This window comes from Streptomyces sp. NPDC045022, assembly GCF_056432605.1.
Genome location: NZ_JBWKIR010000052.1, coordinates 1 through 21,790, shown reverse-complemented (window position 1 = coordinate 21,790; position 21,790 = coordinate 1). Strand labels below are relative to the sequence as shown.

The 21,790-nt window shown below is 68.6% G+C and carries 21 protein-coding genes and 5 pseudogenes; 11 read left to right on the top strand and 15 right to left on the bottom strand.

The features are described 5' to 3' along the window. Positions 1-825 precede the first annotated feature (825 nt). Positions 826-1,047 (top strand): hypothetical protein, encoded by a 222-nt coding sequence (locus AC07C1_RS40020; protein ID WP_478947040.1) that lies wholly within the window; start codon positions 826-828, stop codon positions 1,045-1,047. 24 nt (positions 1,048-1,071) lie between these two features. Continuing rightward, on the top strand, positions 1,072-1,323 hold the full coding sequence (locus tag AC07C1_RS40015) for a relaxase domain-containing protein (protein WP_478947042.1): 252 nt from the start codon (positions 1,072-1,074) through the stop codon (positions 1,321-1,323). Between the two features lie 255 nt (positions 1,324-1,578). On the opposite strand, the gene AC07C1_RS40010 is transcribed toward AC07C1_RS40015, so the two are convergent. The 6 genes from AC07C1_RS40010 to AC07C1_RS39985 all read right to left on the bottom strand — a co-directional run bounded on the left by AC07C1_RS40010 (position 1,579) and on the right by AC07C1_RS39985 (position 8,191). Further along, positions 1,579-2,658: an ABC transporter ATP-binding protein gene (locus AC07C1_RS40010; protein ID WP_478947039.1), complete on the bottom strand. Its 1,080-nt coding sequence runs from the start codon at positions 2,656-2,658 to the stop codon at positions 1,579-1,581. A gap of 1 nt (position 2,659) precedes the next feature. After that, on the bottom strand, positions 2,660-3,748 hold the full coding sequence (locus tag AC07C1_RS40005; RefSeq protein ID WP_478947038.1) for an ABC transporter ATP-binding protein: 1,089 nt from the start codon (positions 3,746-3,748) through the stop codon (positions 2,660-2,662). Continuing rightward, on the bottom strand, positions 3,745-4,506 hold the full coding sequence (locus AC07C1_RS40000; protein WP_478947037.1) for a carbohydrate ABC transporter permease: 762 nt from the start codon (positions 4,504-4,506) through the stop codon (positions 3,745-3,747). Before AC07C1_RS40000 ends, AC07C1_RS40005 begins: the two co-directional genes overlap by 4 nt. Positions 4,507-4,586: 80 nt before the next feature. Beyond that, entirely contained in the window at positions 4,587-5,465 is an 879-nt protein-coding gene (locus tag AC07C1_RS39995) for a carbohydrate ABC transporter permease (RefSeq protein ID WP_478947036.1), read from the bottom strand. 81 nt (positions 5,466-5,546) lie between these two features. Further along, on the bottom strand, positions 5,547-7,148 hold the full coding sequence (locus AC07C1_RS39990; protein WP_478947035.1) for an extracellular solute-binding protein: 1,602 nt from the start codon (positions 7,146-7,148) through the stop codon (positions 5,547-5,549). A 17-nt stretch (positions 7,149-7,165) separates the two neighbouring features. Then, complete coding sequence (locus tag AC07C1_RS39985; RefSeq protein ID WP_478947034.1) at positions 7,166-8,191, bottom strand: NAD(P)-dependent alcohol dehydrogenase; 1,026 nt, start codon at positions 8,189-8,191, stop codon at positions 7,166-7,168. A gap of 307 nt (positions 8,192-8,498) precedes the next feature. On the opposite strand from AC07C1_RS39985, the gene AC07C1_RS39980 reads away from it, so the two are divergent. After that, a complete protein-coding gene (locus tag AC07C1_RS39980) occupies positions 8,499-10,160 on the top strand; it encodes a sigma-54-dependent Fis family transcriptional regulator (RefSeq protein ID WP_478947033.1) in 1,662 nt (553 codons plus the stop codon). Positions 10,161-10,359: 199 nt separating this feature from the next. Here AC07C1_RS39980 and AC07C1_RS39975 read toward each other — a convergent pair whose 3' ends face one another. Both AC07C1_RS39975 and AC07C1_RS39970 read right to left on the bottom strand, forming a co-directional pair. Continuing rightward, positions 10,360-10,842, bottom strand: a complete 483-nt coding sequence (locus tag AC07C1_RS39975) for a peptidoglycan-binding domain-containing protein (protein ID WP_478947032.1) — start codon at positions 10,840-10,842, stop codon at positions 10,360-10,362. Positions 10,843-11,428: 586 nt separating this feature from the next. Then, positions 11,429-11,698, bottom strand: a complete 270-nt coding sequence (locus tag AC07C1_RS39970; RefSeq protein WP_478947031.1) for an STAS domain-containing protein — start codon at positions 11,696-11,698, stop codon at positions 11,429-11,431. Positions 11,699-11,978: 280 nt separating this feature from the next. Here AC07C1_RS39970 and AC07C1_RS39965 point away from each other — a divergent pair, with 280 nt between their 5' ends. Further along, positions 11,979-12,368 carry a hypothetical protein gene (locus tag AC07C1_RS39965; RefSeq protein ID WP_478947030.1) on the top strand — a complete coding sequence of 130 codons (390 nt, stop codon included), beginning with the start codon at positions 11,979-11,981 and terminating at the stop codon, positions 12,366-12,368. Between the two features lie 600 nt (positions 12,369-12,968). Then, positions 12,969-13,304, top strand: a complete 336-nt coding sequence (locus AC07C1_RS39960) for a hypothetical protein (RefSeq protein ID WP_478947029.1) — start codon at positions 12,969-12,971, stop codon at positions 13,302-13,304. Here the strand turns inward: AC07C1_RS39960 and AC07C1_RS39955 are convergent. Then, positions 13,301-13,765 (bottom strand): annotated as a pseudogene (locus tag AC07C1_RS39955) (IS5 family transposase); the annotation flags it as partial. The gene AC07C1_RS39960 and the pseudogene AC07C1_RS39955 sit on opposite strands and share 4 nt — an antisense overlap. Positions 13,766-13,777: 12 nt before the next feature. Between AC07C1_RS39955 and AC07C1_RS39950 the strand changes: the two are divergent. After that, positions 13,778-14,914, top strand: a pseudogene (locus AC07C1_RS39950) (transposase); the annotation flags it as partial. An 80-nt stretch (positions 14,915-14,994) separates the two neighbouring features. Here the strand turns inward: AC07C1_RS39950 and AC07C1_RS39945 are convergent. Together AC07C1_RS39945 and AC07C1_RS39940 are read right to left on the bottom strand one after the other, a co-directional pair. Beyond that, a complete protein-coding gene (locus AC07C1_RS39945; protein WP_478947028.1) occupies positions 14,995-15,477 on the bottom strand; it encodes an N-acetyltransferase family protein in 483 nt (160 codons plus the stop codon). Positions 15,478-15,525: 48 nt separating this feature from the next. Then, positions 15,526-15,772 (bottom strand): annotated as a pseudogene (locus tag AC07C1_RS39940) (helix-turn-helix domain-containing protein); the annotation flags it as partial. Between the two features lie 351 nt (positions 15,773-16,123). Here AC07C1_RS39940 and AC07C1_RS39935 point away from each other — a divergent pair. After that, complete coding sequence (locus AC07C1_RS39935; protein WP_478947041.1) at positions 16,124-16,363, top strand: DEAD/DEAH box helicase family protein; 240 nt, start codon at positions 16,124-16,126, stop codon at positions 16,361-16,363. Between the two features lie 45 nt (positions 16,364-16,408). Beyond that, positions 16,409-16,645, top strand: a pseudogene (locus AC07C1_RS39930) (transposase); the annotation flags it as partial. Positions 16,646-16,760: 115 nt separating this feature from the next. On the opposite strand, the gene AC07C1_RS39925 reads toward AC07C1_RS39930, so the two are convergent. Further along, entirely contained in the window at positions 16,761-17,327 is a 567-nt protein-coding gene (locus AC07C1_RS39925; protein ID WP_478947027.1) for an RICIN domain-containing protein, read from the bottom strand. 64 nt (positions 17,328-17,391) lie between these two features. After that, on the bottom strand, positions 17,392-17,982 hold the full coding sequence (locus AC07C1_RS39920) for a ricin-type beta-trefoil lectin domain protein (RefSeq protein WP_478947026.1): 591 nt from the start codon (positions 17,980-17,982) through the stop codon (positions 17,392-17,394). Positions 17,983-18,097: 115 nt separating this feature from the next. Here AC07C1_RS39920 and AC07C1_RS39915 point away from each other — a divergent pair, with 115 nt between their 5' ends. The 3 genes from AC07C1_RS39915 to AC07C1_RS39905 all read left to right on the top strand — a co-directional run bounded on the left by AC07C1_RS39915 (position 18,098) and on the right by AC07C1_RS39905 (position 20,316). Next, complete coding sequence (locus tag AC07C1_RS39915; protein WP_478947025.1) at positions 18,098-19,078, top strand: ArsR/SmtB family transcription factor; 981 nt, start codon at positions 18,098-18,100, stop codon at positions 19,076-19,078. A gap of 109 nt (positions 19,079-19,187) precedes the next feature. After that, positions 19,188-19,409, top strand: a complete 222-nt coding sequence (locus AC07C1_RS39910) for a hypothetical protein (protein WP_478947024.1) — start codon at positions 19,188-19,190, stop codon at positions 19,407-19,409. A 466-nt stretch (positions 19,410-19,875) separates the two neighbouring features. Then, positions 19,876-20,316 (top strand): hypothetical protein, encoded by a 441-nt coding sequence (locus AC07C1_RS39905; protein ID WP_478947023.1) that lies wholly within the window; start codon positions 19,876-19,878, stop codon positions 20,314-20,316. Between the two features lie 130 nt (positions 20,317-20,446). On the opposite strand, the gene AC07C1_RS39900 is transcribed toward AC07C1_RS39905, so the two are convergent. Beyond that, positions 20,447-21,244, bottom strand: a complete 798-nt coding sequence (locus tag AC07C1_RS39900; RefSeq protein WP_478947022.1) for a hypothetical protein — start codon at positions 21,242-21,244, stop codon at positions 20,447-20,449. 124 nt (positions 21,245-21,368) lie between these two features. Beyond that, positions 21,369-21,696 (bottom strand): annotated as a pseudogene (locus AC07C1_RS39895) (PIN domain-containing protein). Positions 21,697-21,790 lie beyond the last annotated feature (94 nt).

Genomic DNA, 21,790 nt, shown 5'->3' with positions numbered 1-21,790 from the left:
CTCGGCTGGGAAACCCCAGCCGAGCGCCTGCATAAACTGCTCGCCGTCTGACACAACCGACCACGTGTTGCGACGATCCCTAGAAACCGCCCATCACCGGAGGGGGCCTGCCTGGCAAATATCGCCTGATCTGGGGTTCCCAACGCGCAAAGAAGTGAGCGAACTCCCGCTCTCGCGGCCTCATTGAGAAGCTATCGCCCCGCTGCGCCATGGCCCTGCCTCCCCCGTGACCGCACCCCAGGCCCGTCACTCCCTGTGACAGCCCTGCAACCCTGGGTCGTATCCTCCAGCCTCACTGCGCTCCCGGGTAGCCGGTCCATCATTGCTACCAAGGTGGCCCGGCGCTCGCTCTAATCCGGCTTTGGCCCGCCCCTGGGCAAGCGCATGCAGAACATCCCAGAGGTTCGATCGCCCCGTCCGTGCCCGCAGGAGTGAACCCGCTGCGGCCAGGAGTACAGGAACTCCCACCGCGACCAAACCCCCAGTGCCCACCAGCGATTCCACCTTGCTGTCGCGCCGCAGCCCTTTGCCGCGGTCCTGCCCACTGCAGGGCTGACACGGCCTCAACGGTTGAACCGAGCAGCAAGATCTTTTAAGAAGAGGAGCCGAGTGGCCCCGCTCGCGATGGGTCCAGCTGCCCCACATTGGCGGGACTGGAGTTGGTCCGGGGAGTTGGTCCGGAGAGCGATGACACTGGCTTACCAGCCGGAGCCGCTTCCCGCCTGGCGGGCACCTGAGAAGAAAGTTCGGCCGCTGCTCCCGCCTGGCGGGACGTGCGGCTGATCGGCCTTTTATTGCACGTCAGGGCCGTGTGACGTGGCTTCCGTGATGGATATCGCTCTGATCACCGCCGGGCAGATGTACCGCTACTACCTGCGCCTGGTCGTCGTCGGTGACGGCCGCCGACCGGCCCGCACGCCACTCGCCCAGGCCCAGGAAGAGGCCGGCGTTCCGGCCGGGCGATGGATGGCCCGGGGCCTTGCCGTCCTCGGTCTGGCGGCCGGCGACGTTGTCACCGAGGCGCAGCTGCGCAACCTGTTCGGCTAGGGCCGGCACCCGCACGCCTACCGGATCGAGGCCGACCAGCTCGCCGCCGGGAAGAAGGCCGCGGCCGCGCGCCGGGCCGGGGCGCTCGGGCGGCGGGTGAAGGTCACCGGCTTCGACCTGACCTTCCGCCCGCAGCCCACCCTCACCCTGCTGTGGGCGCTCGGGGATGAGGAGGCCCGGCGGGCGATCGAGGCCGCGCACGAGCGAGCCATTGCGGCCGTGCTCGCCTGGATCGAGGACGAGGCCGCGATCATCCGCGTCGGCGCCCGCGCGTAGGCGGCCACCGCGTGCACTGACCTTCAATGCATGATGTCGTCATGGCGGGGCGGGTACGAGTCCGGTGCCGATGAGGCAGCCGTCGACAACGTCGTGGCGGTACTGGAGCTGGCGTAACCCCCGCCGGACGGCGGTGATCAGTCGTGCGGGCTCGCCGACCCCGCGACAGCGGACGCGTCGCGGCATTCCGCCGTACGGCCTGCGGCGCCTCACGCGCCGAGGCGGGCAGGTGGCTGGGGCCCGCCTGACGGATCGTCACGACCGGAGTAGCAACTGACCGTCCGCGTAGGGAAGGACCTTGGCGCGCGGCAGGTGCACGAGGACCTCCTCGCCGACCGGAACTCCCTCCTCCCGCGGCGTCTTGGCCCTGACTAGTTGCCCGGCGATCTCGACCTCGAGCACGCGCTGCGCACCGTGGTCGCTGACGCCCCGCAGCCGACCAGGGAAGGTGTTGGGGCCGGGGTCCGTGACGACCTTGACGTGTTCGGGCCGGACGCCGACCTGGACCTCGGTCGTGCCAGGAGGGATGTCCCAGGCGACGGACAGCGCCCGGCCGCCCAGCGCGAAGGGCTCGGCGCCGCGGTCCACGGTCAGGAAGTTCATCGCCGGTGAGCCGATGAAGTAGCCGACGTAGGTGGAGGAGGGCGCCTCGAAGAGCTGCTCAGGGGTGCCTTGCTGCACGGCGCGGCCGTCCTTCATGACGAGCACTTCCTGCGCGAAGCTCATCGCCTCGTACTGGTCGTGCGTCACGTAGATCACCGTGGGCCGGAACTGCTCGGTGATCTCCCGGATCTTGCGCCGCAGCGAGTGCTTCAGTTGCGGGTCGATCACCGTGAGCGGCTCGTCCATCAGGACGGCCGCCACGTCGTCACGGACCAGGCCGCGGCCGAGTGAGATCAGCTGCTTGTCGTCGGCGGTGAGCCCGCGAGCGGGCTGCCCCAGCCGGTCGTGCAGGTCCAGGGCCTCGGCGACCTGCCGGACCTTGGCGTCGATCCTCGCCTTGTCCCAGCGCCGGCACTGCAACGGAAAGGCGAGGTTGTCGTAGACCGTCATCGACTTGTAGATGACGGGGAACTGGAAGACCTGCGCGATGTTGCGCGCCTTCGTGGGCAGGGCGGTGACGTCGACGCCGTCGAACAGCACCCGTCCCCGGGACGGTCTGACCAGGCCGGACAGGATGTTCAGCAACGTCGTCTTGCCACAGCCCGAGGGTCCGACCAGCGCATAGGTCTTGCCGGACTCGAAGGTCAGCTCCAGCGGCTTGAGGGCCCACCGCTCCTCCTCGGCACCCGGCGCGTACGCGTGCCCGACGTCGACGATGTCCAACTGCGCCATGTCAACGCCCTTCCACTGAAGCGAGATCGTATGAAGGTGTCCGCACGAGCATGCCCTGCTCGTCGAAGGCGAACAGCCGGTCGGGACGGAGCCGAAGTTTCACCAGGTCGCCGAGGGCGACGTCGTGGATGCCCTCGATATGTACGACGAAGGGGGTCTCGCCGACGACCACATGGACGAAGGTCTCGGAGCCGGAGATCTCGACGAAGGTGACCTCGCCCTCGACCCCGCCGGCAGCCAGGCTGACATCCGTGGCGCGCAGGCCGAACTGGTAGGAACCGTCGGGCAGGTCGGCCAGGTGCGCCGAGACGTGCGTGGCCTGGAAGCCGGCCACCGTGACCTGGCCGCCCTCGATCCGGCCGGCGAAGATGTTCATGGGCGGGTCGTTGATGATGGACGCCACCGTGGTGGTCGCCGGGTGTTCGAAGACCTCCTGCGGGGTGCCGGTCTGGAGGATCCGCCCCTCGTGCATGACCAGGACCACGTCCCCGAGCATCATCGCCTCGGCGGGTTCGGTGGTCGTGTAGATGACGATCGTGTCGCCCTGGTCCGAGAAGAGGGCCTTGAACTCGTCGCGCAGCTGTTCGCGCAACTTGTAGTCCAGGTTCGCCAGTGGCTCGTCGAGCAGGAGGATGCCGGTACCGCGGGCCAGGGCGCGAGCCATCGCGACCCGTTGCTGCTGGCCCCCGGAGAGCTGGGAGGGCTTGCGCTTCTCGAAGTCCGCCAGCCCCACGCTCGCCAGGCTCTGCCGGACCCGTCCCTGGATCTCGTCCCGTGACAGCCCGGCCCGCTTCAGCGGGAAGGCCACGTTGTCGAATACGTTCAGATGCGGGTAGTTGATGAACTGCTGGTAGACCATGGCGGTGTCGCGCCGCCACACCGGCGTCTTCAGGAAGTCGGCTCCCGCCCGGGTCAGCGAGCCGGAGTCCACTTTCTGCAAGCCGGCCAGGGCACGCAGCAGCGTCGTCTTCCCGGCCATCGTCCTGCCGATGACGGTGTGGAGCCGTCCCGGCCGGAAGGTGGCGGTCACGTTCCTGAGGTGGTCGACGCCGTCGACGCTCAGGCACAGATCAGTGGCGCTGAGGTTCATCGGACCGCTCCCGACAGGTTCCCCTTGGACAGTAGGCGCTCCACCCAGAGGGCGAGCAGGACCAGCGGTGCCACGCCGAAGAGCGCGGCGGCGGACAGCGTCCACCACGGTGGAATGGAGGAGTTGAGGGCGACGACCGCCTGGGGCAGGGTCTGGACCTCGGTGAAGGTCAGCCGGAAGGCGAAGAAGAAGTCGTTCCAGCCGAACACGGCGCAGAACATCGCCGCCACGGTCAGCCCGGGCAGGGAGTTCGGCAGGATCGCCCGTACGAAGGTCTGGAACGGAGGGCAGCCGTCCAGCATCGCCATCTCGTCGATCTCCCGGGGGATGCCGTTGAAGAAGTCCACCATCACCCAGACCGCGATCGGCAGCAGCAGCGCGACCGTCACGATGACCAGGCCCGGGATGCTGTCCAGGAGGCCACCCCACTGCAGGAGGTAGAAGAAGGGGATCACCAGGACGACGGGCGGCATGATCCGCTGGGAGACGAAGAAGAAGACGATGTCGCTGTTCTTGATGAAACCCAACTTGAACCGGTACCGGGACAACGCGTAGGCGGCCAGGGAGCCCAGGGCCAGGCTGATGGCGGACGCGGCGATGGTGATGATCGCGCTGTTGACGAAGGGATCGATCACATCGATGCCGCCGGCTCCGCCGAAGATGTTGCGCCAGCCCGTGAGGGTGGGCTTGTACTGCGCCCAGGGGATGTAGGTGGGACCGCCCTGGACGGCGTTGGCGTCCTTGAAACTGGTCGTCATCGCCCAGAAGAATGGTCCCGCGACGAAACAGGCCCACAAGGCGATCACGGTGTACTTGAATACGGGATAAAGGCGCGACCTCATGAGTCCCCCTTCAGCTTGAAGGCTCTGGTGAGCAGGGCGGCGACGACCGTGAGCGAGACGATCATCAGGACGAGGTAGGTCAGGGACATCGCCCCGCCGTAGCCGGTCTGCTGATCGCGCAGCCCCTGGATGTAGAGGTAGTAACCCGGGGTCTCCGTGGAGGACCCCGGCCCGCCGGACGTCAGGACGTAGACGCTGTCGGAGAGCTTCGACGCCTCGATCAGCCGGATGATGATCGCCGCGACCGACACCGGTGCCATCAGCGGGAAGGTCACCTTCCAGAAGGTGCGCCAGGTGCCGGCGCCATCGATCGCGGCGGCCATGAACGGTTCCCTGGGAAGGCTGAGCAGGCCGGCCAGCAGCAACAGGAACATGAAGGGGGTCCACTGCCAGACCTCGACGGTCATCAGCGCGACCAGCGCCGGACCGGACTCGGTCAGCCAGGGAATCTTCGTCAGGCCCAGCATCCCCAGCAGATCGTTCACCGGGCCCAGCGACTCGTGGAAGATCGTCTGCCAGATGGCGGCCATCACCACGGGCGTGGTCATCATGGGGACGAGGAACAGCACCCGCCAGAATCTGCGGCCACGTACGTTGCGCCAGACCAGCAGGGCCATACCGAACCCGATGACGTACTGGATCAGGACCGTGCCGCCCGCCAGCAGGACCAGCCGGGTGATGGAGGACCAGAAGCGGCTGTCGTGCAGCATCGCGGTGTAGTTGGCGCCTCCGATGAAGTCCATCCGAGGGTTGCTGACGTTCCAGCCGGAGAAGCTGACGCGGATGGTGAACAGAAGCGGGAAGATGATGATCAGAAAGAGCGTGAGCAGTCCCGGCAGCAGGAACATGCTTTTGTGCCGGCGCAGGCCGTCCATGGTTCTCCTTGCGGAAGAGGGCGGGCGCCCCCGGGTGGCCGGCCGGTCCGGTCCGGCCACCCGGGGCGTCCTGCGGTCGGGTCAGGAGTTGTCCTCGAGCGCGACCACGTTGCGATAGGCGCTCTGGACCTTGTCCTTGCCGATCTGGTCGGTGATCTTGGACCATTCCTCGGCCACGCCGTCCAGTGCCCGCTGCGGGGAGCTCTGTCCCGCCAGAGCCGCGGCGACACCGTTGGCCAACGCGGACATGTACTGGTTGACACCGGGAACGCGCAGGTCGAAGACCCGGTTGGTGCTCTTCTCCATACCGGAGAGCGTGAGCACGTACGACTCGGCGACGTCCTTCTTCCAGCCCTGCTGCTCCCAGAAAGCCGGGTCGAAGTGGGCGTAGCGGTACGGGTTGACACCGAATCGGCCGATGGTCAGGTCGAGGGCGGTGTTGGCCTCGTTACTGAAGAAGCACAGGTAGTCGAAGGCCATCTGCTGGTGGCGCGAGGCCTTGGCCACCGCCGAGGTCCATCCCCACGTGAAGTAGGGCGCCTGGTTCGCCTTGTCGTCCCACGACTTCGTGGTGCGGTTGTACACCTCCGTGGATCCCGGCAGCGGCGCCGCCTGGACCTTGTTACGGATCCTGCTGTCCGGCTGCTGGGCCTGGATGAAGGCGTCGTCCCAGGAGTACGACATCAGCGTCTGGCCGCCTCCGAAGGAGAAGATCTCGTCTCCCAGGCCGAAGTTGGCGCCACCGGGTGCCCAGGTCGACTTGGCCTTCACCATGTCGTCCAGGGCGCGGACGAAGCCGGGCGTGTTGATCAGCGGCTTCATGGTCTTGACGTCGAAGAAGACGCCGCCCTTGACGTCCGGGTTCTTCACGTACGGCGCCGCACGGCTGATGAACGCGGAGAAGGTCAGGTCGTCCCGCTTGGTCACCTCGGCACTGCCGTAGTTGGACTTGCCGTCGCCGTCGACGTCCTTGCCGCTGAAGAACTTGGCTATGTCCTGATACTCGGTCCAGGTCTTGGGGACTTGCAGGTCCTTGCCCGTGGCCCCCTTGTACGCCGCCTTCCACTTCGGGTCCTTCAGCACGTCGGTGCGGACCTTGAGGTAGTGCCGGTCACCGTCCACCGGGTACTGCACGACCTTCCCGTTCCAGGTCGCCACGTCCATGTAGGTGTCGGTGACGTCCTTCATGCCGGGGGAGTCCAGGTACGTCTTCGGTACCGGGGCGAGATACGGGGCCATGTCGCCGATCCACAGGGACGGGTAGAACATGACGTCGTACGCCGGCTGGCCCGCCTGCAGGGGCGTGAGGATCTTCTGGTGCAGCTCGCCGAAGGGGACGTTGACCACCTCGACCTTCCCGCCGGTGATCTCCTCGAACTGCTTGGCGTGCAGCTGGGTCGGCTCGCCGATGACGGGGACGGCATGGCTGATGATCTTCAGTGTCTGCCCGGAGTAGTCCTTGCGGCTGATCGACTCGTAGCTGCAGGGTCCGGGGCCGTCCTTGACCTTCGTCGCCGGGTAGTCCTTGCCGTACTTCTTGTAGCTGATCTCCGAGCCGGGCTTGAAGAGCGCGGCCTTCTCCTTGGGCTTTTCCTGTGCCTGGCTCTGGGCGGTGCATGCGGTGGCGGTCAGGGCGGCGACGGTCGCGACGGCGACCAGGCCCGAGAACGGTCTGCTGCGCATGGGGCTTCTCCTGCGTGTCAGGGGATCAAGATCGCTCGGCCGCGTACGGCGCCGGCGTCCAGGTCGTCGAGGGCCTGCCGGAAGGAGGCGAGCGGGTACCGCTGGGTGTGCAGGGTGACCTTGCCGCGGGCCGCCAGGACCATCAGCTCGGAGAGGTCGTTGTAGGACCCCACGAGGTTGCCGATGAAGTTGATCTCCGTGGAGATCACGTCGATCGTCGGAACGTGGAGGTGGCCGCCGTAACCGATGACGTAGTAGTTGCCGTTGCGGCGCAGGCAGGCCACGCCCGTCTCGACGGCGCCGCCCTCGCCGACGAAGTCCAGGACGGCTTCCGCCCCGTGCCCTCCGGTGAGGTCCCGTACGCGGTCGCCTTCGCTGCCGTCCGCGACGAGCGTGTGGTCGGCGCCCAGTTCCCTGGCCAGAGCCAGGGCCTCCGGGCTGCGGTCGATGACGATCATCTCGACCGGCGACAGGGCCCGCAGCACCTGGATGCCGATGTGGCCGAGTCCACCGGCGCCGATGACCACGGCCCTGTCACCGGGGCGCAGCACACGGGCCGCCTTGGCGACGGCGTGGTACGCCGTGAGCCCGGCGTCGGCCAGGGCCGCCACCGAGGCCGGCTCGAGAAAGGGGTCGAGGGGCACGACCGAGCGGGCGGTGGTCTTCAGGTACTCGGCGTAGCCCCCGTCGGCGTCGATCCCGGGGAAGGCCGAGTTCATGCAGTGCACGTCGTCGCCGGCCCGGCAGGCGCGGCACAGACCGCAGGTCGCCAGCGGGTGCAGGATGACCGGGTCACCCACCTTGACGTTGGTGACGGCCTGCCCGACCTCCGCGACCCAGCCTGCGTTCTCGTGACCGATCGTGTACGGAAGGGCGACCCCGCTCTTGTCCTTCCACTGTCCTTCGAGGATGTGCAGATCGGTCCGGCAGACCCCGGCGCCCCCGATCTTCACGATCACATCCAGCGGGTCCGTGATCTGCGGGTCCGGCACGTCCACGAGCACGGGCGGCTCGTCGTACTCGATGACCTGCACGGCTTTCATGGCGGCTCCCTGCGAGTCGGCGGGTGGTGTGGTGCGCCGATTACACAGGCCGCCGCTCGCAGGTCGATGTCTCAGAATCCGACCGCGAATGTCTCAATGTGACACACGCCGTAGGCGCCGAGGCCTTCGCGCTGGTCCAATCACTGCACCGACGGATTGTGACGCGCGCAGTACGGGAGTGTTAATGCCCCGCCAACAACCCGGAAGCTCACTGAGAGCAGCCAGAGAGCTCTACCTGGAAGTCACCAAGGATCCGAGCGCCCGGCCGCTTGTGGTGGCCTCATGGCATCGCTCGATCGAATACAAGGTGAAGTCGGGCAGCCTCGACGCTCCGTACCGGGACAACCCCAATCTGGACAGCCCCCTCGCGAGGGCTGCGCTGCCGATCCTGGACAGGCTGCACGAGCAGCTCGCCGACGACCCGGTCTCCACGATGATCACAGACCGCACCGGTGTGGTCCTCTCCCGGAAGGTCTCCCACGAGGGGCTGACGACGAACCTCAACCGCGTGCACCTGGCCCCGGGCCATGTGTTCGCCGAGCGCTACGTGGGCACCAACGGCATCGGGACCGCGCTGGCCAGCGGCCGCCCGGTCATGATCGCCGGGATGGAGCACTACGTCGAGGCGCTGCGGGACTTCCACTGCGCGGCCGTACCGATCCTTCATCCCACCCGGCGCACCCTGCTGGGAGCCTTCAACCTCACCACCATCCGTCAGGGCTCCGACGGCATGCTGATGGCCTTCGCCCGCTCGGTCGCGGCCCAGATCGAGGCCGAAATCGCGGCGATCACCTCGCGGCGTGAGCGGGCTCTCTTCCAGGACTACATGGAGGCCTGCTCCTCGGCCCGCCCGGGACCCGTGCTGGCCCTCAACCGCGATGTGGTCATGATGAACGAGCAGCTCAGCGCCGCCGTGACGGGGCCGGATCACTATGCGCTGCTCGACCACGCCCGTGAGATCGCCGACCATTCCCGGCTGGAGGGGACCCGCAGCATCGCCCTGCCCTCGGGACGGGTCGCCGAACTCAGGGTCAGTCGCCGCCTGCGCGAGGACAGCGACGCGGGCGCCGTCTTCCGGGTCCGGCTGATCGGACGGCCCCAGCCCACACCTGCGGTTTCCGCCGTGCCCGCCCGCTCCGACCTGGGACTGGTGGGCTCGTCCCCGCACTGGCTGCGCGCGGTCGCCGACAGCGAGACGGCGTTCGTCGCCGGGACACGGCTCCACCTCCTGGGCGAAGCCGGAGCCGGTAAGAGAACGCTGGTGGAGGCCCTGCACCGGGCCCACGGCGCCGGACGCCGGCTGGAGATGACGCAAGCGCCGCTGTCGGATTCACCGGCCGTCACCGAGCGCTGGCTGCACGACATCGGAGAGGTGCTCGTCGTGCCGTCGAACGTGCTCGTCCTGAGCGATGTCCACCTGTTGGGCGACCAGCTGCGGCAGCGGCTGACGAACCTGCTGCTGCAGCTGGACGGCAGCGCGGCCGGGCAACTGGTCGTGACCAGCCAGCCGTCGATGGTCAGCGCCGACGACCAGCTCGACCAGCTCTGCGGCGCTTCGGTGGAGGTGCCTCCCCTGCGTCACCGCTATGGGGACATTGAGCACCTGGCGCGGTTCTTCCTGCGCAAGTACCGGCCGAGTGGCGAGAGCCGGTTCTCCCCGGATGCGCTGACCATGCTGCAGCGATGCCCCTGGCCGGAGAACGTCCGGCAGCTGGAGTCGGTGATCCGGGGGCTGACGCGGCGGCCATCGGGCCGGATGATCCACACAGAGGACCTGCCGCCGGAATGCCGGGTGTCGTCGAACAAGGTCCTCACCACCATCGAGGCGCTGGAACGCGACGCCATTCTGCGGGGATTGATGGCCCGCAACTCCAACGTCCAGCGGACCGCGCAGGACCTCGGGATCTCCCGCGCCACGATGTACCGCAAGATGCGCCGCTACGGGATCGTCCCGTCGAGCCTGACGTGACGGGCGCTACGGCACGCAGGCCGTGGCGTGCGGCACCTGCTCGGCGTCGCTGGACAGGAACGGTGGCCCAGCCCCGGTGGCTGGAGGGCAGGGCGGATCCATCGTGGCACCGTGCGGGTGATGGCCGCCACACCGTGACACGGCACCGGGCGAGCTACCGGTCCTGTGAAGAACCAACGCCCGACGCTTCAACTCCGGATCATGGCACGGCGGGAACCCGCCTCACCGGGCGCAGTTCGTCCCGCAGGCTCCCGCCCAGGGCGGTGCCCGCCACGAACGGCGGTTTGCGGCTGGTCGGGAGGGGGATGCGGGCTGCTCTTCCCGCCGAAGGCGAGGACCGAAAGCAGGTCCGCAGCATGAGGGCAAAGCGTGTGTGGTCGCCGTAGACCCCGCTCTCATCGCCGCGGACCCCGTACCGCTCCTGAAACAGGGTCACGGCCGCTTTGACGTTCGCGTCGTAGCGGCCGTCGATCGCACCGCCGTCGTAGATGCGCGGTATCTGCTGAAGACGTACCTGCAATTCGTAGACCCCATGCCCGCTGTCGCCTTGACGCAGGAGGCCCGTGCCCGGGATTTCGGGCAGCGGAGGGTCTGGGGTGCCGGGCTGCGGGCGGTTCGTCTGCCCCAGAGTCGGCTGAGAGGGGTCCTTCGGCGCGGGACTCGCCGGCAGTGGGATTTCCACGTGCCCGGGAGGCGAAGAGGAGGTCGCAGGCTCGGCGTTGTGGTAGGCCAGCAGCCAAGAGGCGAGGATCAATCCGCTCGCAGCGCCCAGCCCGGAGATGCCGACGACTCGCAGTTTCCTGCGGTGGGTGAATCGCCGCCGTCCGCCACTGGTCTTCGTCCCGGCTTGCGCGGACGGACGGGGCAGATCCCTTTGAGGGCGCTGTGGCGAGCTGGTCGAACGGGACGGCCGGACAGTGGGGGAGTGGGCTGGCTGAGCCGTACCTACATGACTGACACCGTCCGCCAGTCGCGCTCTGGCCGCATTGCCCGGAAGCTCACCGGGGTACCGGTGCCCCGGGTGTCTAGCAGCCGTACGGAATGCGTACGGGAAGCGTACGTACGTCGTGAGGGCGTCCGCGCTGCGCGAGGGCGCCGCACGTTCGCGTACTGATCGCGTGCATCAGGCGTGCCTTGCGCTATGCCCGCCATCTTGAGGAGCCGGTATGCCTCGTCCTGTGGCATCACCCACAACGGCCAGTTCATCAAGAACAGCTTGGATCATCCCGAGCGACACCACGGCCTTGCTCCCAGCGGCGGTACCTCGATCACGAAGTAGTGCCCGGATGCACTTGACTTTGATCAGCGGGCGCACGTACTCCGTGAGGATGTCCCTGTAAGGAGTCGGTGTTCAGCGTCGCTTTCTCCGCCACCTCGTACACGGACGCTTCTTCGCCTTGAACCCGCACTTGACGGTCGGCGATCAGCAGCAGGTTCAGTCCCGCCGGGTCGCAGAACGACGCATCCCTTTGGTCCAGGATGACGGCTCGCTCCGCGCTCGCGATCACCTGTGTCACCCGCTCACGAAGATCGCTCACGATGCCTACCCAACTGTCTCGCCCGGGGTTGAAGGGGGTGCCGTCGAGCCTATAGGGCCCGGTCCGGCCGATACCGCAGGAAGGGGCCGGTGGTCGGAAGCGGAAGCAGACGGCGTCTCCTCCCGACGGTCCGCCCCCCCGCGTTCTGCGCTACAGCGCGAGTCAGCGGCCCCGGATGGTGCGCGGCGTCGCGTCAGGGGCCGCAAGGAGGCGAAAACCGCTTTGACCCGCAATCGGGTCGCGGAGGCGGATGGGCATGACCTCTTGGCAGAATGCACCGGTGCAGCCTTTGCCGATTCCCTGCCCCGCTCACCTCGTCCCGGATGCCACCGGCACCAACGCCTTCCACGAGGCCTATCGCAATGCCATGGCGCACCACGCTGTGTTCGTCGCCGTCGAATGCGAAGCAGAGCGGTGGACCGTGAAGGCGGACACCCTCACCGCCGGCTCCGGCCACACGGTCGCCGACGCCGTGAACGATGCCATCCGGGCGGCGATGCTCCGCCTGGTCGACAACCGCGAGGCCGATTTCGGCGCCTACACCGGACCGGTCTACTTCATGATGCACGGCGTACGGAACGAAGAACGCGCGCGCGAACTCGCCGCCGCACTCCACGCTGCCCTCTACGGAGACCTGGAAGCCCTGGCCCGCGCCGTCCCCGCACCGTGACACTCACCCACCTGCCCAGGCCGCAACTCACCCGCGGTCGGGAGACAGCTCCTTGAAGGCGCGGCGTCGGTACGGGTCACGCTTGAGACTCGGTGCCTATGCGACGCCCATCGGTCAGGCGAACCAGCAGGGTGCCCTGTTCCCGGCATTCGAGCTGCCGGAAGCAGGGCACCGGCGCACGCTATCCGCGCCTGGTCACGAGGGTCAGCGGCGGATATGGATGGTCACGTTGACGATCGTGCCGCCGGTGAAGACCGTGCCGCCTTCTGCTGCGTGTGCCCCGTGGCGGCCAGCAGGCAGATAGCGATCACCGCCAGTAGTGCGGTGATCGCAGGGGTCGCCCTGGCTGGCCTGGGCGAGAAGGGACGCCGACCTCACTGCTGTACTGTTTCGCGGTGCAGCTACAGGGGTCATCTCTCATGGTTTCGCTCGTGCGGATGTGATGCCGACGCGACACCGGGGAGTCCTCGGCCGTACCCTCCGCCTGCAAGCACGGGTGCGACCTTCGGGGCTCCCCTTTAGAACCTCTAACGGGATGCCCTTTACGCGGTCTTGAGACCCACGCCGGGGGTGAACGAACGCGGTTGCTAGTGTCCGGACGTGACCCTGACTGACCTCAACACCGGCTTTCGTGATGACGAGCAGCGACGGCGCGTTCAGAGGGTCATTCATGATCGCCTCGCAGACGACCGTGACGCGCAGGAATGCCGCTTCCTCATGCGGTTCTGGTGGCAGCTGGTCATGCCGTACCAAGAGGTGTCGATGGACGAGCTCAGCCGGAACATCGGTAAGCCGAAGCTGGACGTGATCGAGGCGCTGATCAGTGCCATCAGGTCGTCCCATGCCGAGATCGATGACTGGGTTGCCACCACACAGCGCGTCTTCCCCGTGATCCAGGATCGCGGGTTCAGGGCCGCCCAGGACAACGACAGTTAACGCGGCTGGAGCTTCTTCAGCCGCCGCCAGCAGATGATGCTGCAAGCAAGACTGAGGAAGGCTTCGTGGATGTCGTCGCGGATCTCCCAGCGGATCCGCAGGCGACGGAACCAGTGCAGGTGAGCGAACGCACGCTCCACGACCCAGCGCTGGGCGCCGAGCCCGGAACCGTGTTCGGTGCCCCGTCGGGCGATCTGAGGCTTCACGCCGAGGTTCCAGACCAGACGGCGGTACTTGTCGTGGTCGTAGGGGCGGTCGCCGAGCACCACGTCCGGGCGGCGCCGGGGCCGGCCGTGCTTGCCTCGCACCGGGGGAACTGCCTCGAGCAGCGGGATCAGCTGCGTGACGTCGTTGCGATTGCCGCCGGTCAGAGTGGCGGCGAGTGGGATGCCGGTGGCGTCGGTGATCAGGTGGTGTTTGCTGCCCGTCCTGCCCCGGTCGACAGGGCTTCGTCCCGTCTTGGAGCGACATCGGGGCTGACTCCGGTCATCGACCCGAACAACAAGGCGCTGACCCGCTCGCGCCTCTCGCACATCGACCAGAACTACGTGCGCGCCGACACCATCGTCGCGGCGAACGCCGCGCTGATCGGCGCCCAGTCCCGCATCGAGCTGGCCCAGATGTGGGGCGGCGGCCTGCTCGCCTCCGTCGACGGCCTGCGCTTCGTCGTCCCCGTCAAGAGCATCAACACCGGGCCCTCGCCTAAGTACTACGGCTACAAACGCGGCGTGACCTGGCTCAACGCCGTAAACGACCAGGTCGCCGGGATCGGCGCGATGGTCGTACGCGGCACCCCACGGGACAGCCTCTACACCCTGAACACCCTGCTGAACCTCGACGGCGGGGTGAGGCCGGAGATGGTGGCGACCGACAACGCCTCGTACTCCGACATGGCGTTCGGCCTGTACAAGATGCTCGGCTTCCGCTTCGCCCCGCGCTTCCGCGACTTGGCCGACCAGCGGTTCTGGCGGGCCGACCTGCCCGGCGGCGAGGAGTCGGCCGACGGATACGGGTCGCTGGAGGACGTGGGCTGCAACAAGGTCAACCTGAAGAAGATCGCCACGCACTGGCCGGACATGCTCCGCGTGGCCGGGTCGCTCATCACCAACCAGGTGAGGGCCTACGACCTGCTGCGGATGTTCGGCTGCGAAGGGCACCCGACCCCGCTGGGGGCGGCGTTCTCCGAGTACGGGCGCATCGACAAGACCATGCACCTGCTCGCCCTGGTCGATGACACCTTCCGGCGCCTGATGAACCGGCAGCTCACCGTGCAGGAGTCCCGCCACCGGCTCGCACGCGCGATCTGCCACGGCGGCCGGGGCCAGATCCGACAGGCGTACCGCGAGGGCCAGGAGGATCAGCTCGCCGCTCTCGGCCTGGTCCTCAACGCCGTGGTGCTGTGGAACATCCGTTACCTGGACGCCGCCGTGGCCCGGCTCCGCGCGGAGGGCCACGACATCAAGGGCGAGGACGTCGCCCGGCTCTCCCCGCTCAAGAACCGGCACATCAACTTCCTGGGCCGCTACCTGTTCAACATCAAGGCCAGCGGCCCCGGCCAGGGCCTGCGCCCCTTCCGCGACCCGGACGCCTTCGAGGACGACGAGGACTGACGGCCGGCGCCGATGCCCTGGCCGTCGGGGATCTGGCTAAGAACCCATCTCTGAACTTCCCTGATCGGTTCCATAAGGGGTCATCTGGCGGGGGGTGTCGTGATCAGGTCCATGCCTGGGTAGCGGCCGGTGACGAAGCCCGCAGCTTCGTAGACCGGCTTTCCGGCCTTGCTGGCGTGCAGTTGGATGTAGTGGATGCCGGCTTCGTGGAGCCAGTCGACCAGTTCGTCCACGATGCGGCGTGCGTGGCCGCGGCCGCGGGCCGGGGTGTCGGTGACGATGCCGTCCAGGTAGCCGCGGCGCCCGTCGGGCCAGCGAGAACCGGGCAGATGGTAGGTGACCCAGGCCATGCCGCAGGCGAGGAGGGGTTCGCCGGGGTCACCGCCGACGACGAGGCAGATGTAGTCGTCGCGGCGGTTGATGCGTTCGTCGAACCAGTCGCGGGCGATCCGCCGCCACGGTGTGTCGACCGGTCCGGGATCGGAGCCCAGGCTCTCCAGCGCGACGGCGCGCAGCCGGATCAGTTCCGGTATATCGGCTGTGGAGGCCTTGCGAGGCTGCATGTCGTGGCTCCTTTTGTTTCGGCCCGGTTCAGCGCTCGGCACCGGCGCTCTCAGGGGCGGGATAGAGCGTGGCGAGCTGCTCCAGCAGGCGCGCGTACGCCTCCCGCTCCGGCGGCCGCGGCTCAGTTTTGCCCGACTCCCAGGCGCCGACGGTCGCCCGCCGCACATGCAGCGCGGCGGCCACCTCGTCCAGGGTGAGAGCGTGAGCCTGGCGCAACCGCCTACGCTCCGGCGGCGGCGGCAGCGGGGACCGGGACGCCACCAGCGCGGCCACGGCATCGAACAACTCCGACATGAGACACCTCCACTCCCACTCTACCCGTGAAGCAGACCTACCGCGTACGTATTGCGTACATTCGGCGTGCTGATGGCGTTCGGGGTGCTAGTGTCCGTGAAGCTGCATGGCTGTGGTGCCGCGCCCCGGCCGCCCCGAGCGTACCCACGCTGGACCTGGAAGCACAGACGGCGCTGGCCTGGCGTAGGGACGGCCACGGCGAGCACATGGTGATCGTCTCTCTCTTCCCTGGACGTTGCCGGCCGCGACGATCTGGTGGCCGCCCGCGTCATGTCGACCACCGACCCGCACGCGCTGGGCGGGCTGATGTCGGTGGTGGGGGAGGAGCAGGATTAGATCCCGGCGTTGACGGTGATCTGCACGTACGACTCCCTGAACAAGATCGAGGAGACCCAGAAGACGGGGTACGCAGTCCCGCCGTTCGACCTGGCCGTCATGGACGAAGCGCACCGGATCGCCGGCCGGTCCGACAAGAAGTGGGCGATCGTCAACGACGCCCAGCGCATCCACGCAGACCGCCGCCTCTACATGACCGCCACGCCCCGCATTTTGCCGCACCCGAGCTGGTTAGAGCTCGTAACACGATCTTGATGATTGTTGCTGGTGGGACGTGACGATCCGTCCGTTCGTGAAGGTGTGAGCAAGAAGCCGTGGATCGTGGACAACGAGCTGTGGGCGCGGATCGAACCGTTGCTGCTGGCGTGGCCGCAGCAGTCGCCGGGCCCGCGTCCGGTGGACGACCGGCTGTGCCTGCAGGGGATCCTGTTCGTGCTGTACACCGGCATGACCTGGCAGCAGCTGCCGCTGGAGCTGAGCTTCGGCTCCGGCCAGACCTGCTGGCGGCGGCTCGGCCGCTGGCAGGAGGCCGGGGTCGGCCCCTCGCCCGGGGAGGGCGAGGGGCGCGGCCCGGGCGGGTCGTCTCGCGGCTTCGTGGGGAAGAAGCCGCGAGACGTCGGTCAACGGCCGCCTGTGGTCGGCCGGTCGGCGGTCAGGCGGAAGTCGTCCACCGCTGCTCGGCGCCGCCGTAGCAGGGCCACTGGACGACCGGGGCGCCCGGCGTCGTGCTCGAGGCGCCGACCGCGGCGCACAGGCCGCTCGCCCGGTTCCACATCTGGGCGAAGCCCGTGTCCGGGTTCCGGTCGAAGTACCAGGTCTGCTCAGCCCCCTTGTCGCAGCCGTACTGGATCAGCTGGACGCCGGCGTTCGGCGAACTCGCCGGATCGGCCAGGCACTTGCCGCTGTTCTTGTTCACGACCTCGTAGCCGCCGCCGGAGTTCGGCATGGGGTAGAGGCCCCAGTACTGCTCGGCGCCGCCGTAACAGGACCACTGGATGATCCCGGCCCCGCCCGCCGTGCTCCCGGCGCCGACCGACAGGCAGTGCTGGCTGTTGTAGTTCCAGAGCTCCACGATCTCCCCGTCCTTGAGCGAGGGGGACGCGAGCGCGGTCGGTGCCGATGCCGAGGCCGGCGTCACCCCCGCCGCGAACGCGATCGCGGCGGCGAGCCCCACGGGCCCCGCGCTGAGCTTCCTCCGGGTACGTGCCGCTGCTTTCATGCGTGTTCCCTCCGTGTCGAGACGTGCTGTTCACCGGGCACCGGCGCCGACGGCGTCGGAGGCGTCACGCGGTCCGGATGTCCCACCACTGCTGCGACTGGAAGTTCTTGCCCCACAGCTGGGCTTGGGCGCCGTTGCCGGGGACGTTGGTGTCGCGGTCCAGCACGGTGTTGTTGCCGTTGTTGAAGCGGACGTTGTAGATGGCCAGGTCCCCGGAGGGGTGGTACCACTGCTGCTGGGTGGTGCCGTTGCACTGCCACAGCTGCACCCGGGTGCCGTTGGCGCCGCCGCCGTTGGTGTCGGCGTCCAGGCACATGCCCGGGAACCGCACGCTCCGCAGGCTGCCGTCGGTGGACAGCAGCCACTCCTGCTGGGTGGTGCCGTTGCACCCCCACACCTGGACCTTGGTGCCGTTGCCGCCGGCGGTGGCGTCGGCGTCCAGGCACTGGCCCGGGGTCGCCTGGTACAGGCTGTAGATCCGGACGTAGATGCCCGCGGTGAGGGAGCCCGCCCGGGCGCCGGGCGCCTGGCCCTGCTCCCAGGCCACGTGGTGGGCGGCGGGCTCGGCGGCCTGGGCGGATGCCGCGCCTGTGGCACCGACGGTGAGGGCTGTCACGGCGGTCGCGACGGCGGCCAGCTTCTTGTGAATGATCACGGGTCCTGGATTCCTTTCGGGGCCGGTCTGTGCGGTGAATCCAGGAAACGCCACGCCGATTGACCGGTCGAATGATTCGATTTCTTTCGAAGGGACTGGCGAAGGGGGAACGCGTGTGATCCGGATCCGCCTGGGCGCTCGGGGGCTGGGGAGCGTGAGGTTCGCGGTCTCACCGGTGGGCTCGGCCAAGGACCTGCTCCGCCTCGTCGGCTTCAGCCCAGGCACCCTGACCCCGCCCTGGCGGACCAGGGCCACGGACGCGCTGACCCGGCACCGGCTCGGGCTGCTGGCCGTGGTCGGCGGGGGAGGCCCCCTCGGTTACGCCCCGGACTTCCTGCGGCCGGAACCCCCGGCCTTCCTGACCGACATCGACATCGCGCTGCACCAGATCGCGACGACCCCGCAGGAACGGATCCGCTACGAGCTGGCCGGGGCCGTCAACGGCCACTCCTGGGACGCCGGTTCCGGCCACCCGGCGCCGCGGCAGCTCTTGCAAGCCCTCGACCGGGGGGAGGACCACTTCGCGCGCCGACTCGCCGACGAGATGGCGCGGTTCTGGCACGCGGCACTGAAGCCGTCGTGGCCGGCCATCCGGGCCCGACTGGAAGCCGACGTCACCGCTCGGGCCTCCGAGATCGCCCAGTACGGGCTCGCAGAGGCCCTCAACCGGCTGGCCCCGAACCTGGAATGGCGCGACGACGAACTGCTCGTCCACCTCCGCACGGACAGCATCCACCGGCTGACGCTGGACGCGGAAGCGGTGATCCTCACGCCGAGCGTCTTCGTCGACTGGGCCCTCTTCTGCGCCGGGGAACCGCCCGGGACGCTGGCGCCGCGCATTCCGCTCATCGTCTATCCCGCCGCGCAGGTCGACTGTCTTCCGCCCGCCCAGGACCACCCGCTGATCGGGGCGATGCGGCAAAAGCTCCTGGCCGAGCTGAGCCAACCGCGTTCCACGACGGAGATCGCCCAGCGGCTCTACCTGAGTCCGGCCACCGTCTCCTACCACCTGCAGATCCTCCACCGGGCCGGGCTCGTCACCCGTGCCCGACGGTCCCGGCACGTGCTCTACCAGCGGCTCGGGGGAGCGGTGTAGGCGTACCACGCGCCCCTCGCCCGGGAGGGGCGCGGGCGGGCCGCACCCGGGCGAGGGAGGGGGTACCTGTCGGGACGGCTGCTACGAGGTCCAGTCGACGGGGGTCATCATGGCCCCGTCGAAGTCCTGCGCCCTCGCCCCGGACTTCCTGCGCCACGCCCTGCTGCGCACCCTGGCCCGCACCAGCCTGCTGGACTCACTCAGCGAGGACGAGGAGGCGGCCGTGGGCCGACTGCCCGAGTCCGACCCGGCGGCCGCGCCCGCCTTCAACGCGCTGCTCGCCCGCGCGTACGAGGCCGGCACCGGGGCGCGCGCGGGGACCGCGTCATGACTCCCACCCGGAGGAGCTGGTGGTCGCCACGCGACCCCGACTACCACGCGATCTGCAACTGCCCGCCCTCTCGGCCCTGTTCTGCATGGAGTGCGCCGGCTGCGCCGCGTGCGGGCAGTGCCGGCGGGCCGCAGCGCCTAGACCCCTCTCCCGAGCTGATCACCGAGGGCAACCTCCCAGATCTCCGTCAGCCTGCTGCGCACCGAGGGATCTGGGAGCCGGAGATAGTTAAGTTGCCTGGAATGCCTGGGAGGTTGCTCCCTCGAATCTCCAAGTGGACGCGTTCCTGTGAGACGACCTGGGAGGCGGGACCGCTCCAACCGATGTCACGGTCACCGAGCGTCACAATCGGGGTGTAACGCACTCTGTCACGCGCCTGTCACGCCCGCTGCCGACCGCGTGACAGTCGCCGCCCGAATGTCCAAAATAAACGTGTTCCGAGGCCCGGGACAAGTTCCTGGCGTCGATGCTCAGGATCGTCTCGGCGGGGGCCCGGCTCCGGGCGGTGCAGGAGCCGGCCGCCGATGACCCGGGGTGGACGGAGGAGATGCGTGCCCGCGTCCGTGCGGAGCGGACCCGGTGGACGAAGCAGCTCGACGAGGCGACCGAGTGGATGGTCGACAACGTCGAGACCTACGCGCCGACCTGGCCTGCGGCGGTCCTGCGCGAGATGATCGGGACGTACGTGGCGCATGCCCGCGCGGTGGCGATCTCCGAGCGCGGCGATAACCGGAAGGCTGAGCTGCTGTCCGAGCTCATCGACCCGGTGTGGGCGGTCTTCGGCTCCCGGGGTTGGCAGCGCGGCCCCAGGCTCCTTCCCCGGTCGGTTCAGCGTCTGGAGGCCACCATCGCGACGATGGCGGCCGAGACCGACCGGCAGCTTGCTGCCGCCGCCCCGGCGTCCTGACAGCACCAGCGCCTGGTCGCCGTCGCCGCCTTGTTCGACGGCGCTCTTCGCCCTCACCATGGGGCGGGGGAGCGAGCCTGTCCCACCAGCCGCGAGGCGGTCGTCGATCGGGCCGTCCGCGCGCGGTCGCTCAGAGCGAGAGCACCGGTCGCGTGGCGAAGTCTTCGTACATGTCCTCTCCGTCTGGTCCGTACACGAACTCGGCCATCCCGGGGTTACGGTTGGCGGTCGCCAGGGGGAGCCAGGCCAGCAGATGGCCGTAGCCGCCGCACACCGACTCGCCCCCGTCGCCGCCGTGGACCGCGGTGACATCGCTGGTCAGCTCGGTGCGGTAGGTGTCGTAGGCGATGTGCAGGCCGAAGGCGTTCAGCTCGTTGTGCGGGCCGGTGTCGTCGCCGTAGGGGATGCGGTCGAGGGGACAGTCGTCGCCCCACCGGAACAGGGTGTCCGACCCGGCGCCGCAGGCGTGTTCCCACTCGTCGGAGCTCGGCATCCGCAGACCACGGGCAAAGAGGGCAGCAGGCATGTCGGCCGGAGGTTCGGTCAGGTTCTCGTCCTCCACGGCCATGAGGACGGTGTCCAGGTGAACGCTGCGACGAGCGCTGAGGATCCGCTCGAGGTGGGTCCGCAGATCGGGCCCGTAACCGTAGCCCTGCTCCAGGCTCTCCGCGTAGTCAGCGGCCTGCTGCGCGGTCGGCTTCCAGGTGGCGGCGTCGAAGCCCAGGGACACCCGGCCTCCGGGTATCAGGGCGAACTCCTGCCCGTCCCGCTCGACCCGGACGCGGTGCAGTGGGGCACCGAGGTGTTCCGTGGCCTCGACGAGTGACACCCGGCCGCCCACGTGGTCAGCGGCATTCTGGGCGATCCGCCGGGCAGTGACCTCGTCGAAGGTCCGCCACAGGTCGAGAGTGAGATCAGCGAGCGACATAGCCGGCAGTGTGGCACGCGGCACTGACACAGCACGGAGACGGCCCAGCCGTGCCACCCGCCGCCCGCATTACCGGCGGAGCGGGCGTCCACGACGAGTCGATCTGCCGCCGGTCGGTTAGCGGTTACTGGTCGGGGTGGACGGCTCGGACGCCGGTGCCCGCGTACGCCTTCGGTGTCAGGGTGAGCAGGTAGCGGCCGGTGGGGTGGGCGGCGGAGGGGCGGGCGGCGTGGACGGCGACGCCTCAAGGCGGATGAACCGCAGCCCCTTGATGTAGCCCAGCAGCCCGGGCCGCTCGGCGTCGCCGGCCGTCAGGGACAGCACCGGCGCATACAGGTCACCGAGCCCGCCGGAGGCCTGGAGAACGCGGCGACCGGCTCGTTGAACGGGTCCTTCGGGTCGTACAGCGCACCTCCGGTGGTGTGGTCCAGGACAACTGCGATGCCCGCCACTAGGAGCTGTCCGGGCGATCATGGTCGCTGTTGGCGTCTCTGAAGTCGATTGCCCAAGTTCCTTTGCCGCGCGACCATCACCGAATGGATGAAG